We start from the raw sequence: 14,006 nt of genomic DNA, 5'->3' as shown, positions 1-14,006 counted from the left end.
TTCACTTCCTTTTATTTCAACAGACTGAACAAAAAATCACTAAAAGGTTTTAATAAAAAAGCAATGCCGTCCCCAGGGTTAGGGATCTCCACACCGCCGTACTTTAAACTAACAATTAAAATGCTTACTATGAACAAACTCCAAAACATTCGCTTTTCTTTTTTACTGTTCACTTTTTTTAAATAAGGTATTTCTACTAAACAAACAGCTGCACAAAGTAAAAAAATCCCTAAAAATATAAGCATGTATCAACCTCGATTAGTAACCCTTTAAAAATGATCAAGGGATGTTAAAGACGCCTGTGTTTCAAAGATAGTATGACCCAAAAAGGCTTCATTTATGAAAAGTAAGACTAAAGGCAGGGCAAAACCGTGTTATAATGACCAAGTTGAGCGTTATAATAGAAAAACAGCATGAGTACAAACAAGTAGATACATAACAAGGTAAGGATGGGAGAGATATATATGGCAGATGAGCTCAAAAAAATGCTAGATGACAAAGAAAAGGTGCAGCTTATTATCGCCGCTGTTGTCATGCTTGGAGGCCTGGTCGTTTTGTTAAAAAGCGTTGCAACAGGGCAGGTCATGGGTCAAAAATGGCTAGAAAGTCAAGGGAACGCAGACACGGATCTGTATCTTGAAACGATAAAAAGCTACATACATCTGTATCAAATTGTGGGTGGCGTCATGTTTGGAGGAGGCCTTCTCACGTTACTTCGTGCTAAGCTAAAGAAATAAAGCGGCAGCAAAATAAAAGATCATAGTCCAAAAGAAGTGTCATATCTTTTTAATAACTTAAAAAATAGTGAAAAGGAGTTATGTATGAATAATGAAGAAAATACACCGGCTTATCATCTGTTTATGATGATAGGAGCGCTTGCTATGCTGATTTTTGGTGTTGTCGGTTTCTTTATTCAGTATCCTGCTACGTTAAGTTTTGTGATGTGTATTGGCGGAAGTATTATATTTTTGCTGCATTTATTTGAATATATGAAACCTAAAAATGAACTATAGCATCTTCAAACGAGGAAATCTAGAAGCAAAGGAAGATGAGAAATGCGGAAACACCGTACGTATGAAACGCTAGTTGATCTTTATCAAAAAAGCGCCAAAATTCATTATGAAATCGATTATCGAAATAAAAAATCTGTAAAAAAAGGCAATCGAGCTGCAGAGGATATGAAAAAAATTGCGCAGCTCATTCATTTATATTATCCAGGCATGCTGTTTGAATTTGCAACACTGCTGACGAATCCTACTTACCGAATTGACCTATGGGCTGCACATCATATTTTAGAAATCATGAGCTATTCACCAATGCTTGAGGACAACGCGCTTTCCGTCATTGAACGCTACGCCGATGAAAATGATTTTACAGCTTTAGGAAATCGCATGTGGTTAGATCAGTGGAGAGAAAAACAGCGCTAAAACTCGGCTAAGCAAACAAGAATAACCAAAAGGAAGATAAGTATATGAGTCTACGTACATTAAAGAACGGTATAGGCGTCAGCATTCGAGAAGCAGCACCGAAAGACGCAGAGAAAATGATTGCTTTTTACAACCGCGTAGGAGGAGAAAGCGATTTTCTTTCATTTGGAGAAGGTGAGTTTCTTACACCTCTTTCAGAGTACGGACTGTTTTTAGCTTCTGTAAAACAAGAGCAAAATGCTCTTATAGTTGTGGCTGAAAAAGAAGAGAAAATCATTAGTATTGCATCCATCACCTCGTCTCAAAACCCGCGTAATAAGCATGTGGGAACCCTCGGTATTGTAGTAGAGAAATCTTATAGCGGGCTAGGGTTAGGCAGACAGCTAATGATTGAGCTGATTGAATGGACACGTACGAATAAACAAACAAAAAAAATCGAACTTGTGACGCGAGAAGATAACCAAAGAGCTATTTCTTTATACAGGGAGCTAGGGTTTCAAACAGAAGGATTAAAAGAAAAAGACACCTATATAAATGGCGTGTACTATAATACAATGCTTATGGGTCTTCATTTATAAAAAGAGGCTGGAACAAAAGTATATCAAGTGAATGAAAATCCGAACGATGAATCGTTCGGATTTTTTCATTGTGGTGATGAACATAGGCTTCATATAGGCAGGTGCTTCTAGCGGTTTTGAAGGCTCAGCGGTGCCCGCGGAACGCGAAGCCTTGGACGGAAATCAACAGCGGCGGAACAAGCAGGTCAGATCATATATGCTAATTGTTCTTCTTTAGATTGAATTGACCTAGTTATATCTCAGTCTTTGGGTTTATTATTTTTAGCGTCTGCAAATACACTCATCGCCTCGTTCATAAATTTGGCTAATCCTTTTCCATAGCTGTCAATGGTAGTTGTAAACCGCTCATCTTGCACATACATTTCTCCAAGACCTTTAAAGGCTTCTAATGAATACGTTCCAAAGTTCTCATTTAAAAATTGATACCATGTCGCAATAGCTTTTTGAGCTTCTGTAGAAGAGGGTGACAGATCACGAAGCGAAGCTAAGTGAGTGTAGATACTTTCCCATTCGTTTGACATGTGCTGCTGTTCTTTTTGTGAGAAGCTTTGTACTTTTTCATTCGCTTCATCTACCCGCTGGTTTCCCCAGCGCTTCCGTGCTTCTTCTTCGTATGGGTTATGCGAAAAATCCAGTCCGTTAAACCGCTCTTTTTCGTTCATTTCAATCGCTCCTTCTTCATATTGAATCGTTTTATTAATGGTTACGATCATTTGATCGAGCCGACTGCGTTTTTCAATCAGCATGTTTTTTTGCAGTATCAACGCTTCTGTGCGATTAAACGTCGGGTCTGCTATAATCTCGTGAATTTGTTTTAAAGGGAAGCCAAGCTCTTTAAAAAATAATATTTGCTGAAGCATATCCAGATTAGCCGGTGAATAAAGCCGGTAGCCGGATTCACTAACGGCATCAGGTTTTAATAGCCCGATTTCATCATAGTGATGTAGCGTGCGGACGCTGATTCCTACTAAGTCAGCAACTTCTTTTACTTTTCTGTTCATTCTTTCATCTCCCTTCTGAAATCTACTATAAAATATAACGCAGCGTAAGGGTCAATACTAAAAAAGAAATAATTGACTTTTAGTTTATACGCATTTATATTTAATTAGCATTAACTATTTATGACATGAAATAAATAAGCAAGCCTGGAGGAATAGATGTGACAAAAAGCAATCAGTATCTTGGAGAGATTCGTTCATCGCTTCAAGTGCTATTTGAAAAAATGCAGCCCGAAATGATGGAGAGTTTAAATGAGCATGAGATGACTCCTACGCAATTATTTGTTCTTTCTTATTTAAAGAAAGTAGGGAGCAGTAAGGTTTCTCAAATTGCAGAACTAATGGATGTAAAACCGAGCGCCGTGACTCTTTTAGTAGATCGTCTCGAACAGCACAATTTTGTTGTAAGAGAACATAATAAAGAGGACAGACGAGTCGTTGATATTACTTTAACGGAATTTGGGCATCGCAAGCTTGAAGATGTGCTGAATAGTCGAAAAGCCATTATGGACCGCTATCTTTTGCATCTAACAGAAGAAGAGCTTTCCATGATGGCTTCTATTACGAAAAAGCTTGCAACATCAGCTGCTTCTTATAAAAATAAGCAGCAGTAACAAAAAAGAGGAGAGACACACGATGGAAAATCAAAAAAATTCAAAGCGCACGCTTTTATTAATTGGCTTAATTATTGCGATGTTCTTTTCTGCACTTGATGGAACCATTGTCGGAACAGCTATGCCAAGAATCGTCGGAGACCTTGGTGGTTTAAGCATGATGACATGGCTGACAACAGCCTATTTGTTAACATCCACAACGGTTGTTCCGATTGCAGGGAAGCTCGCTGATTTAGTAGGACGCAGAGTAATTTATGTTACAGGACTTATTATTTTTATGGTTGCTTCTGCTTTATGTGGAATGGCAAATAATATGACAGAGCTTATTTTATTCCGTGCATTACAAGGAATTGGCGGCGGCGTTATGATGCCGATGGCAATGATTGTAATTGGTGATTTATTTACAGGAAAAGAACGAGCAAAGTTTCAAGGAGTATTCGGAGGAATTTACGGTCTTGCTTCTGTCATCGGTCCACAAATTGGCGGATGGATTGTTGATTCACTGAACTGGAAATGGGTGTTTTACATCAACTTGCCGGTAGGGATACTCGCTACCGTTTTTATTGCACTGGGACTTCAAGGAAAGAAACATACGGGACCTGTGAAATTCGATGTAGCCGGTATGTTCACAATGGTTATCGGAGTAGTGAGCTTGCTTCTGGCCCTAAGCTTTGGAGGAAAAGACTATGACTGGAACTCTTGGCAAATTGTTAGTCTATTTACACTTGCTGTTGTTGGGATCATAAGCTTTATTATTGTGGAAACGAAAGCAAAAGAGCCGATTCTTCCGATGTATTTATTTAAGAATCGAACGTTTACGCTTTTAAATATCATTGGCTTTTTTATGAGCATCGGCATGTTCGGAGCCATTACGTTTGTTCCGTTCTTTATGCAAGGAATCGTTGGAGTCAGTGCCTCGGAATCAGGTACCATTATGACGCCGATGATGATTTCAATGATCGTAACGAGTATTATTGGAGGGCAGCTTGTTTATAAAGTTGGAATCAAACCTCAAATCGTAACGGGTATGCTTATTATGGCAGGAGGGTTCTTTTTATTAACAACTTTAGACCTTCGTACTAGCAAGCTTGTTGCCACTTCTTATATGGCCATAATCGGTTTAGGAATGGGTCTTGTGATGCCAATTTTAACGCTTGCTCTTCAAGAAAGCTTTTCAAAAGAAGAGCTCGGTGTGGTTACATCATCAAGTCAATTTTTCCGTTCAATCGGAGGAACGTTCGGTATTACCATTTTAGGAGCGGTAATGAATGCAAAATCAGGTACACTTCTTACTGACAAACTCGTTCCATATTTAAACACATTGCCTGCTCAAGCAAGTGCTTTTGCAGACGGATTTAAAAAAGCAATTGATACGAATCCTGAAAGTGTGCTGCAGATGCTGTTTAGCCCTGAGGCGCTAAAGAGTATTCCAGCTGTGCTTTCAGACAGCATTGTGCCAATTTTGAAGACCTCGCTAATGAGCGCATTGCACAGCGTCTTTTTCATGGGCTTAGCTTTTATTGTTTTAGGGGCGGTATGCACATTATTCTTAAGGCAGATCAACCTTTCAAATAAAAAAGCCGAAGAAAAACCAGAAGAAGGCATTGCTGAAGTAGAGCCATCACATTAAAAAAAGCGCACAAATTTGTGCGCTTTTTTCTATATCAACTAGTGGTTTCATTAGGCTTACGAAGAAAAGGGGATTGTTTAGACGTGTCATACGAAATTTGATCAAGTAAATACGTTAAATATAAGTTCAGTTCAAACCTATCTTCTGACACAAAATCTGTAAGCGCTTGCTTATTATCTTTCCACATGGTAATTCCTCCTTAATTTTACATACTAATGAATGGATTTAATATCAGAAAGCAAAAGGGAAACAACGGCTTCATTTTCGTCTTTTACGGATAGAATTTGCTGATGGAGATTTAAGTTGTGCACGCGGCCTTTGCACGTTTGCAACGTTCCATCTTTATAGTAAGAAACAGTTATCGTCCCACTTTTCGTTAATTCTCGTAAAAACATTTAAGAAGCCTCCTTAAAAAAGATTACCTGATTTAAAAGCCAGTCCTTTCATTTGAGATGAGCAAAAGGGAATTGTATGTACTGCAAAAGCTTCCCTTTATATTCTCTAACGTGTATGAATAGATCGAATAAAAGGTTGCTAGCTCATCTATAAACTGTCCTAAGTTTCAGAATATACTGTCTTTTCTGTATAGTGTTTTTTAAAAGGATTAATGTTACATTTATTATGTAACATTCTGATGAGAAAGAAAACCGTTTCTACAAAACTTCTCTAAAAATTACAAAATATTCATATTCATGTGAAGGATGTAGAATGAACAAATATGGAAGTAACTGCATTTATAAAAAACGTAATGACAGCTTCAATTATTAATCATCTTAATACTAGTTATCAATTATATGTATTTTACTAATTTATTCTTCTCCGATAAAATGCAGGTAGACGAATTTGATAAGAATTTTCTAATGATTTATATAATTAAATTTGATATAATCTATAGGAATAATAATGTATGAAGGGAAACATCATTGATTAATTAGACACAGGTATTAAATGTTGTTGAAGATGATTCGTAAAAGCATACATATTTAAATTATATATTTTTGTGAGGTGGACAGTGTTGCAACTTAAGGTAGTAAACAGCCCTTTTAATCAAGAACAAGCAGATTTGCTTAATCGCCTTCTGCCGACATTAACAGAAGCACAACAAATGTGGTTGAGCGGTTATTTAACAGCATCTCAATCTACGTCTGCCGAAGGAACGCCAGACGTTTCTACAGCAGCGCCTGATCAAACGAAACAGAAGGTTTCAAAAGACGTAACGATTCTTTACGGATCACAAACAGGAAATGCTCAAGGACTTGCTGAAAATACAGGCAAAACGCTTGAAGCAAAAGGTTTTAATGTAACTGTATCTTCTATGAATGATTTCAAACCAAATAATTTAAAGAAACTTGAAAATTTATTAATTGTCGTAAGTACACATGGAGAAGGAGAGCCGCCTGATAATGCGCTATCTTTCCATGAATTTCTTCACGGCCGTCGAGCGCCAAAACTTGAGAACTTCCGTTTCTCTGTCTTATCGCTTGGAGACAGCTCATACGAATTTTTCTGTCAAACAGGAAAAGAATTTGATGTGCGCTTAGCGGAACTTGGCGGTGAAAGACTGTATCCGCGCGTTGACTGTGATTTAGATTTTGAAGAGCCCGCGAATAAATGGCTTAAAGGTGTTATTGACGGATTAAGCGAAGCGAAAGGACACAGCGCTTCGGCAGCTGTTCCAGCGGAAGCTCCTGCAGGAACTTCACCATATTCAAGAACAAATCCTTTTAAAGCAGAAGTGCTTGAGAACTTAAACTTAAACGGCCGCGGATCAAATAAAGAAACGCGACACTTAGAACTATCTCTAGAAGGTTCAGGTTTGACGTATGAACCAGGAGACAGTTTAGGTATTTATCCTGAAAATGACCCGGAGCTTGTTGATCTTCTTCTTAACGAATTCAAGTGGGATGCAAGTGAAAGTGTAACGGTGAATAAAGAAGGAGAAACGCGTCCTCTTAGAGAAGCGCTAATCTCTAATTTTGAAATTACCGTTTTAACAAAACCGCTTTTAAAGCAAGCAGCTGAGCTTACTGGAAACGATAAGTTAAAAGCGCTTGTAGAAAATCGCGAGGAATTAAAAGCATACACACAAGGCCGTGATGTGATTGACTTAGTTCGTGACTTCGGCCCATGGAACGTATCGGCACAAGAGTTTGTAGCCATTTTACGTAAAATGCCAGCGCGCCTTTACTCGATTGCAAGCAGTTTATCAGCAAACCCTGATGAAGTTCATCTAACAATCGGAGCGGTACGCTACGAAGCGCATGGACGCGAGCGTAAAGGTGTTTGTTCAGTCCTATGTTCAGAACGTTTGCAGCCAGGCGATACGATTCCTGTATACCTTCAAAGCAATAAAAACTTTAAGCTTCCTCAAGATCAAGAAACGCCAATTATTATGGTAGGACCTGGTACAGGTGTGGCTCCGTTCCGCTCGTTTATGCAAGAGCGTGAAGAAACAGGAGCAAAAGGTAAGTCATGGATGTTCTTTGGAGATCAGCACTTCGTAACAGACTTCCTTTACCAAACAGAATGGCAAAAGTGGTTAAAAGATGGCGTACTGACAAAAATGGACGTGGCGTTTTCACGCGATACTGAAGAGAAAGTATACGTACAAAACCGTATGCTCGAACATAGTAAAGAATTATTCCAATGGTTAGAAGAAGGCGCATCTTTTTATGTGTGCGGAGATAAAACAAATATGGCACGCGACGTGCACAACACGCTAGTTGAAATTATCGAAACAGAAGGCAAGATGAGCCGTGAACAGGCGGAAGGTTACCTTGCTGAAATGAAGAAACAAAAACGTTATCAGCGTGATGTATACTGAGGATTGAAAGGAGATTTTCAACATGGTAAACAAAATTTTAAAAGCGCCCGAAGGTCCTCCAAGTGACGTTGAGCGCATAAAGGATGAAAGTAATTATTTGCGCGGTACATTAGGAGAAACAATGCTCGACCGCATCAGCTCAGGTATTTCTGAAGACGATAATCGTTTAATGAAGTTCCACGGAAGCTACTTGCAAGATGACCGAGATCTTCGTAACGAACGTCAAAAACAAAAGCTAGAGCCAGCTTACCAATTCATGCTTCGCGTCCGTACGCCAGGCGGTGTTTCAACACCAGAACAGTGGCTAGTGATGGATGATTTAGCACAAAAATACGGAAATGGAACGTTAAAGCTGACAACTCGTCAGGCATTCCAAATGCACGGCATTTTAAAGTGGAACATGAAGAAAACGATTCAAGAAATTCATGCTTCTTTATTAGACACAATTGCAGCTTGTGGAGATGTAAACCGTAACGTAATGTGCAATCCGAATCCGTATCAGTCAGAAGTACATGCTGAAGTATTCGAATGGTCAAAAAAATTAAGTGATTACTTATTGCCTCGTACAAGAGCGTACCACGAACTTTGGCTAGATGAAGAAAAAGTGATCAGTACACCGGAAGTGGAAGAAGAAGTGGAACCAATGTATGGTCCGCTATATCTACCAAGAAAGTTCAAAATTGGCGTAGCTGTTCCACCTTCTAACGATATTGACGTGTATTCACAAGACCTTGGACTTATTGCCATTTTAGAAGACGAGAAACTTGTTGGATTTAACGTAGCAATCGGCGGCGGTATGGGCATGACGCACGGAGATAAAGCAACGTACCCTCAGCTTGCAAAAGTGATTGGGTTCTGTCGACCTGACCAAATTCTAGAAGTAGCGGAAAAAATCATTACGATTCAACGTGATTATGGAAACCGCTCTGTGCGTAAAAACGCGCGCTTTAAATACACGGTTGATCGTCTTGGATTAGAAACGGTAAAAGAAGAGCTTGAAAAGCGTCTGGGCTGGAGCTTAGACGAAGCAAAATCCTATCACTTTGATCACAACGGCGACCGCTACGGCTGGGAAAAAGGTGTAAAAGGAAAATGGCACTTTACTCTTTTTGTTCAAGGTGGACGTATTGCTGACTTTGAAGACTATAAGCTTATGACGGGTCTTCGTGAAATTGCAAAAGTTCATAGCGGTGATTTCCGTTTAACGGCCAATCAAAACTTAATTATCGCGAACGTATCAACTGAAAAGAAAAAACAAATTAGTGATCTTATCGAACAATACGGATTAACTGACGGCAAGCATTATTCGGCTCTTCGCCGCAGCTCATTAGCTTGCGTATCGCTTCCGACTTGTGGGCTTGCGATGGCAGAAGCTGAGCGTTATCTCCCAGTTCTTCTTGAGAAAATTGAAGCAATTGTAGATGAAAATGGTCTTCGCGATAAAGAAATCACGATTCGTATGACGGGCTGTCCTAACGGCTGTGCACGTCCTGCTTTAGGTGAAATTGCTTTTATTGGTAAAGCACCGGGTAAATACAATATGTATCTTGGAGCAGCATTTGACGGCAGCCGTTTAAGCAAAATGTACCGTGAAAATATCAGTGAAGAAGAAATTTTAAATGAACTGCGCGTCTTACTTCCTCGCTATGCAAAAGAAAGAGAAGAAGGGGAGCACTTTGGTGACTTTGTCATCCGCGCTGGAGTAATTGAAGCTGTAACAGACGGCACGAATTTCCACGCGTAATATGTATAGAGGGACTTTTCTAACTTACAGAAAGGTCCCTTTTTCTATTTTAATATTCTCTAACAAATACAGCTACTCCAAATACTCCTAATCTTTCAGCAGTAATTTGTTCAAAGCCGTTGTCAAGTAAACAATGAGCTGCAGTGCGGTAGCGCTGACCTTGAGCTAACAAGCGTCCGCAAGGCTTTGCGCTGCCGATTACTGTTGCTTCTACGACAGTACGAGGAGCTTGTCTATCCAAAGGATTTCGCTCCCACAGAATTGTCACCACATCCGGAGGACGTGGGATAGATACATTACCTGTGTGTTCATGCATAGCCATCACCTCCTTACACTATAGTAAATGCCAAAAATGACAGACTGCTTGTACACACGCTGATTTTTATTAAAAAAGGCGTTCAACTATGTCCCAGTTAACCAATTTCACGGCAATGAAGTAATTGATAGAAACAGCTGATAGAAAAAAAGAATGCTATAATGTAAAAGCAAGGAATTTTCACCAAGGAGGGAGAAACATGCAGCAAAAACGAGTAGCGGTTATTACAGGGGGAGCAAGCGGAATTGGCAAAGAAACTGCCTTAAAGTTTGCGCAAAAAGGAGACGCCGTCGTCATTGCTGATTATGATGAAGGGAAAGGTAAAGAGACTCTTCAAAAAATTGAAGAAGCTGGCGGTAGCGCTTTGTTTGTGAGAACGGACGTCACAAAGTTTGAAGAAGTAGAAGCACTAATTGAGAAAACGGTGAACAAATTTGGTCGAATTGATGTTATGTTTAACAATGCAGGTATTGGACGTCCAACATCTATTTTAGATCAAGATTTAGAAGAATATCACCGTATTATTAATGTAAATCAGCACGGCGTTACATACGGGATTATGGCGGCGAGTAGAAAAATGAGAGAGTTGGGTATTAAAGGAGTTATTATTAATACGGCATCTATTTTTAGCTTTTTAGCCTCACCCGGAACGTATGCTTATCACGCAACAAAAGGGGCTGTTGTGATGATGACGAAATCAGCTGCGCTAGATCTCGCTAAATACGGTATTCGCGTCGTCGCCATTGCACCAGGATTTGTTGATACGCCCATTATTCAAGGCTATAAAGACAGCGGTATGATTGAAGGAATGAAAGTGAAAACGATGAGCAGGGAGCTCACTGCACCAAAACAAATTGCAGATATGGTTTATTTGCTTTCCTTAGAAGAAGCGGGAGCTGTAAACGGCAGCGTCATCATGGCTGATGATGGGTATGCGGCATTTAAATAAAACGAAAAAGGATTCTTTTTAAGAAAAGAATCCTTTTTTATTATGTAGTAGGCAGTGAACTATAAACAAACGTATCGTGAGCTTTTCCGTTTTGATACATATAGTTTTTTAACACTCCTTCTTTTTGAAACCCGAGCTTTTCAAGAACATGCTGTGATGCTTTGTTTTCAAGAAACACAACAGCTCCAATCCGCACTAGCTGAAGGGTATCGAATCCATAAGCCATAACAGCCGAAGCAGCTTCTGAAGCATAGCCATGACCCCAGTGCTGAGGGTGTAGCTCATAGCCAATTTCCGCGCGCTTATGCTTTTGGTTCCACTGATTAAATCCAACTGTCCCGATTAGTTCCCCCGTATCGAGCCGTTCAATTCCCCAGCGCACGCCTTTTTGATTTCTGTAATTTTCAGCAAAAATATCAATTAGAACCAGAGCTTCTTGAATAGTTGTAAATTTTTCTTGCCCGTAATATCTAATAACTTCTTTCTGAGAGAAGCAGTCAAAAATAGTATCTGCATCCGCTTCTGTTATTTCACGCAGTGTAGTGCGAGGTGTACGAAGAATAGGAAACATACTTTTCTCCTTTCTATTTTATATAGAAAGATTTCGTCAGCTCAGAGAAAATACCTTTTATTTTATTTTTCTGTTATAAATTAAGTAGAAATATGAGCTAAACGACTAAGAAAAAGACAGGAACAGCTTCTAAATAACGCAAACATTTGTTACGTACTAGCACTAAAAACAGTATACTAAAAAAACAAATAGAGCTAGCTGCACGTAGAGCAGCTAGCTTTCCTGCAGGAAAGAACCTATTTTTTAGTTAACTGATTGCGATCTTCAATTTGAGGAGGCTCTTCAAGCCATCCGTTTTGAATCATAATTTTGCCGCCTTCTTTCGCCAAACTGTAAATGTCTTTTGCAAGCTGGAGCATCTTTAATGGCAAATCACTTCTTAAACTAAAGGCTCCTCCTAAAGCATTACTCCCCAGACCGAACGTACTCAAAAGACTCGTATTGTACATCATCAGCTTATCTGAAAAAGGAGGAACGGTTGAATTCGTCGCTTTTCCGGCATGAGTAGCCGGGGGTTCTATGTAGCTATGGCGTAAAATATCACCTAGTTCTGTTTCAATTTTCTTCGAAAGCTTCATACCCCTGACAAAATGCTGCTGTGCCTCTTTGTTGTTGGCCACTTGAGCAAAACCAATCATCAGCTGCATTCCTACAAGATTTGTATCAACAGCATGTTGAATAAGTGACACTTCAATGGTATTCAGCGATCGTTTTTCGCTAAACCAGCTCAATCCGCCTATATAGTTTTGTTCATGGACAAAATGGACTTCCTTAGGCATAGAAACGTATGGGGGTTTTGCGATGACACCCGTTTCTAACAATACTTGTGTGGATTGATTGTATATGTCCTGTGCTTCTGCTGTTGCCTCTACGAAGAAATTTCGGACATCTTCTCGGTAAGACATGGTCGAATGCAAAGCAAACAGTCCTGTTTCAATTTGAGACATTAAGCGTATATACATGACTTCGAACATGTGGTCATATAGTTTAGGAACTCCTACGTTCACGTCATCTTTCGTAAAACCAATTGGGATAACAGCGCCTTCGTTCTCAAATATTTCTTTAATTCGAGCTACACTTTTTAAAGATCGGCTATAATATAGCTCAAAAAGTTCTTTGTAATCTTGTTTATCTTCCAGAAAATATTCTAGAAACCTCAAAATCATCGTTTTTTCTTGATAAGTCATCCATAAGTTAGCAAGCTCCGAGGACGTGAGCGGCGGAAGTTTTGATGTGCTCATTGTACACATTCCTCCTGAAAATAGTGATAGGTAAATATGTATAGCTTCATTAGTATTTCTTTTATTTATAGGAATATGCTTCTTTTTAATTTATTTAAAAGCTTCAGTAGCGGTTATTATAGTAAGATAGTTGAAGGAAATAAAGCTTACCAACAAGTCAGTTGTATGATAACTGATATGAATAAAACTAAGTTTTTCTATTACTTTAAATAATTTGACAATTGATGTTATTCTTACTATTATGGAAACATAAGTTTTACATATATTGCTAGAGTTCGGCAACAAATTCTAGCAGCACCATAAGTAAGGAGCTTACGATGAAGCACATTGTCCAAGCAACAGATCATCCTAGAACGAAAGATACATTAAAAGAAGATTTACGCAGGTTAGGCATAACAAAAGGGATGACTATCATGGTTCATTCTTCGCTATCTTCATTAGGGTGGGTAAACGGAGGTTCAGTAGCCGTTGTTCAAGCTTTAATGGAGACAGTGACAGAGGAAGGAACGATCGTGATGCCGTCACAGTCGGTCGATCTTTCGGATCCATCAGAATGGGGCAATCCGGCTGTGCCAAAAGAGTGGTGGGAAACGATTCGGGAAACGATGCCCGCATATGATCCAGCTCATACGCCAACAAGCGGTATGGGACAAATCGTGGAAACTTTTCGAACATACCCTGGCGTAAGAAGAAGCAGCCATCCAATGTATTCATTCGCCGCTTGGGGAAAGGACAGCGAAGACATCTTAAGAGATCATCCCCTTGAATTCAGTTTAGGCGAAAATTCTCCTCTTGAAAGGCTTTACAAAAAACATGCCTTTGTTTTATTATTAGGTGTCGGGTTTGGGAACAATACTTCTTTTCATCTAGCAGAATATCGTATTCCATATCGAAACGTGATTCAAAAAGGATCTCCAGTTATGGATGCAGGAAAGCGAGTATGGAAGACGTATAAAGAATTAGAGTTTAGAGAAGAGCTGTTTGAAAAGATAGGTGAAGCGTTTATTGAAGCAAAAGGAATAAATGCTAAAAAAATTGGTTCAGCATGTGCATACTTCTTTTCAATGCCTAAAGCCGTCGATTTTGCTGAAACGCATTTGAAAGCGCTATAGTG

At 39.3% G+C, this 14,006-nt stretch carries 17 protein-coding genes; 10 read left to right on the top strand and 7 right to left on the bottom strand.

Translation table 11 applies throughout. The features are described from left to right. Nucleotides 1–11 precede the first annotated feature (11 nt). Nucleotides 12–245 carry a hypothetical protein gene (locus LJC66_RS16460; RefSeq protein ID WP_050691440.1) on the bottom strand — a complete coding sequence of 78 codons (234 nt, stop codon included), beginning with the start codon at nt 243–245 and terminating at the stop codon, nt 12–14. A 219-nt stretch (nt 246–464) separates the two neighbouring features. On the opposite strand from LJC66_RS16460, the gene LJC66_RS16455 reads away from it, so the two are divergent. From LJC66_RS16455 to LJC66_RS16440, 4 genes are all read left to right on the top strand, one after another. Next, complete coding sequence (locus LJC66_RS16455) at nt 465–737, top strand: hypothetical protein (protein ID WP_230933038.1); 273 nt, start codon at nt 465–467, stop codon at nt 735–737. 84 nt (nt 738–821) lie between these two features. Then, entirely contained in the window at nt 822–1,013 is a 192-nt protein-coding gene (locus LJC66_RS16450) for a hypothetical protein (protein WP_014459359.1), read from the top strand. A 42-nt stretch (nt 1,014–1,055) separates the two neighbouring features. Further along, nucleotides 1,056–1,427, top strand: coding sequence for a hypothetical protein (locus LJC66_RS16445; RefSeq protein ID WP_050691441.1), 372 nt, complete (start codon nt 1,056–1,058; stop codon nt 1,425–1,427). A 44-nt stretch (nt 1,428–1,471) separates the two neighbouring features. Then, a complete protein-coding gene (locus LJC66_RS16440; protein WP_230933037.1) occupies nt 1,472–2,005 on the top strand; it encodes a GNAT family N-acetyltransferase in 534 nt (177 codons plus the stop codon). A 239-nt stretch (nt 2,006–2,244) separates the two neighbouring features. Here the strand turns inward: LJC66_RS16440 and LJC66_RS16435 are convergent, their stop codons facing one another. Continuing rightward, nucleotides 2,245–3,006 (bottom strand): MerR family transcriptional regulator, encoded by a 762-nt coding sequence (locus LJC66_RS16435; RefSeq protein WP_195696551.1) that lies wholly within the window; start codon nt 3,004–3,006, stop codon nt 2,245–2,247. Between the two features lie 158 nt (nt 3,007–3,164). Here LJC66_RS16435 and LJC66_RS16430 point away from each other — a divergent pair, with 158 nt between their 5' ends. Beyond that, complete coding sequence (locus tag LJC66_RS16430) at nt 3,165–3,617, top strand: MarR family winged helix-turn-helix transcriptional regulator (RefSeq protein ID WP_050691444.1); 453 nt, start codon at nt 3,165–3,167, stop codon at nt 3,615–3,617. Between the two features lie 22 nt (nt 3,618–3,639). Next, nucleotides 3,640–5,247 (top strand): MDR family MFS transporter, encoded by a 1,608-nt coding sequence (locus LJC66_RS16425; protein ID WP_230933036.1) that lies wholly within the window; start codon nt 3,640–3,642, stop codon nt 5,245–5,247. A 34-nt stretch (nt 5,248–5,281) separates the two neighbouring features. On the opposite strand, the gene LJC66_RS16420 is transcribed toward LJC66_RS16425, so the two are convergent. Both LJC66_RS16420 and LJC66_RS16415 read right to left on the bottom strand, forming a co-directional pair. Beyond that, a complete protein-coding gene (locus LJC66_RS16420; RefSeq protein WP_013057796.1) occupies nt 5,282–5,434 on the bottom strand; it encodes a hypothetical protein in 153 nt (50 codons plus the stop codon). Nucleotides 5,435–5,459: 25 nt separating this feature from the next. Beyond that, nucleotides 5,460–5,642, bottom strand: coding sequence for a YolD-like family protein (locus LJC66_RS16415; protein ID WP_013083869.1), 183 nt, complete (start codon nt 5,640–5,642; stop codon nt 5,460–5,462). Between the two features lie 620 nt (nt 5,643–6,262). Here LJC66_RS16415 and LJC66_RS16410 point away from each other — a divergent pair. Then, a complete protein-coding gene (locus LJC66_RS16410; protein ID WP_230933035.1) occupies nt 6,263–8,071 on the top strand; it encodes an assimilatory sulfite reductase (NADPH) flavoprotein subunit in 1,809 nt (602 codons plus the stop codon). A 22-nt stretch (nt 8,072–8,093) separates the two neighbouring features. Then, complete coding sequence (gene cysI / locus LJC66_RS16405; RefSeq protein ID WP_230933034.1) at nt 8,094–9,815, top strand: assimilatory sulfite reductase (NADPH) hemoprotein subunit; 1,722 nt, start codon at nt 8,094–8,096, stop codon at nt 9,813–9,815. Nucleotides 9,816–9,864: 49 nt separating this feature from the next. On the opposite strand, the gene LJC66_RS16400 is transcribed toward cysI, so the two are convergent. Then, nucleotides 9,865–10,131 carry a hypothetical protein gene (locus tag LJC66_RS16400; protein ID WP_028409202.1) on the bottom strand — a complete coding sequence of 89 codons (267 nt, stop codon included), beginning with the start codon at nt 10,129–10,131 and terminating at the stop codon, nt 9,865–9,867. A gap of 199 nt (nt 10,132–10,330) precedes the next feature. Here LJC66_RS16400 and LJC66_RS16395 point away from each other — a divergent pair, with 199 nt between their 5' ends. Beyond that, nucleotides 10,331–11,080 (top strand): SDR family NAD(P)-dependent oxidoreductase, encoded by a 750-nt coding sequence (locus LJC66_RS16395; protein WP_230933033.1) that lies wholly within the window; start codon nt 10,331–10,333, stop codon nt 11,078–11,080. Nucleotides 11,081–11,120: 40 nt separating this feature from the next. Here LJC66_RS16395 and LJC66_RS16390 read toward each other — a convergent pair whose 3' ends face one another. Then, the gene (locus LJC66_RS16390; RefSeq protein ID WP_050691450.1) at nt 11,121–11,651 is read right to left on the bottom strand and encodes a GNAT family N-acetyltransferase; all 531 of its coding nucleotides are present in this window, start codon (nt 11,649–11,651) and stop codon (nt 11,121–11,123) included. Between the two features lie 236 nt (nt 11,652–11,887). After that, nucleotides 11,888–12,892 carry a DUF3231 family protein gene (locus tag LJC66_RS16385; RefSeq protein WP_195696556.1) on the bottom strand — a complete coding sequence of 335 codons (1,005 nt, stop codon included), beginning with the start codon at nt 12,890–12,892 and terminating at the stop codon, nt 11,888–11,890. A 317-nt stretch (nt 12,893–13,209) separates the two neighbouring features. On the opposite strand from LJC66_RS16385, the gene LJC66_RS16380 reads away from it, so the two are divergent. Continuing rightward, entirely contained in the window at nt 13,210–14,004 is a 795-nt protein-coding gene (locus LJC66_RS16380; protein ID WP_230933032.1) for an AAC(3) family N-acetyltransferase, read from the top strand. The last annotated feature ends 2 nt before the right edge of the window (nt 14,005–14,006 follow it).

Source organism: Priestia sp. TSO9, assembly GCF_021029645.1.
Classification (GTDB): domain Bacteria; phylum Bacillota; class Bacilli; order Bacillales; family Bacillaceae_H; genus Priestia; species Priestia megaterium_E.
This window is presented reverse-complemented; position numbering and strand designations above follow the sequence as displayed.

Bases quoted from the DNA above. Each gene is read 5' to 3' on its own strand.
- LJC66_RS16400 (WP_028409202.1), bottom strand. From the start codon at position 10,131: ATGCATGAACACACAGGTAATGTATCTATCCCACGTCCTCCGGATGTG.
- LJC66_RS16385 (WP_195696556.1), bottom strand. From the start codon at position 12,892: ATGAGCACATCAAAACTTCCGCCGCTCACGTCCTCGGAGCTTGCTAAC.
- LJC66_RS16450 (WP_014459359.1), top strand. From the start codon at position 822: ATGAATAATGAAGAAAATACACCGGCTTATCATCTGTTTATGATGATA.
- cysI (WP_230933034.1), top strand. From the start codon at position 8,094: ATGGTAAACAAAATTTTAAAAGCGCCCGAAGGTCCTCCAAGTGACGTT.
- LJC66_RS16420 (WP_013057796.1), bottom strand. From the start codon at position 5,434: ATGTGGAAAGATAATAAGCAAGCGCTTACAGATTTTGTGTCAGAAGAT.
- LJC66_RS16455 (WP_230933038.1), top strand. From the start codon at position 465: ATGGCAGATGAGCTCAAAAAAATGCTAGATGACAAAGAAAAGGTGCAG.
- LJC66_RS16415 (WP_013083869.1), bottom strand. From the start codon at position 5,642: ATGTTTTTACGAGAATTAACGAAAAGTGGGACGATAACTGTTTCTTAC.
- LJC66_RS16445 (WP_050691441.1), top strand. From the start codon at position 1,056: ATGCGGAAACACCGTACGTATGAAACGCTAGTTGATCTTTATCAAAAA.
- LJC66_RS16460 (WP_050691440.1), bottom strand. From the start codon at position 245: ATGCTTATATTTTTAGGGATTTTTTTACTTTGTGCAGCTGTTTGTTTA.
- LJC66_RS16395 (WP_230933033.1), top strand. From the start codon at position 10,331: ATGCAGCAAAAACGAGTAGCGGTTATTACAGGGGGAGCAAGCGGAATT.
- LJC66_RS16425 (WP_230933036.1), top strand. From the start codon at position 3,640: ATGGAAAATCAAAAAAATTCAAAGCGCACGCTTTTATTAATTGGCTTA.
- LJC66_RS16435 (WP_195696551.1), bottom strand. From the start codon at position 3,006: ATGAACAGAAAAGTAAAAGAAGTTGCTGACTTAGTAGGAATCAGCGTC.
- LJC66_RS16380 (WP_230933032.1), top strand. From the start codon at position 13,210: ATGAAGCACATTGTCCAAGCAACAGATCATCCTAGAACGAAAGATACA.
- LJC66_RS16390 (WP_050691450.1), bottom strand. From the start codon at position 11,651: ATGTTTCCTATTCTTCGTACACCTCGCACTACACTGCGTGAAATAACA.
- LJC66_RS16440 (WP_230933037.1), top strand. From the start codon at position 1,472: ATGAGTCTACGTACATTAAAGAACGGTATAGGCGTCAGCATTCGAGAA.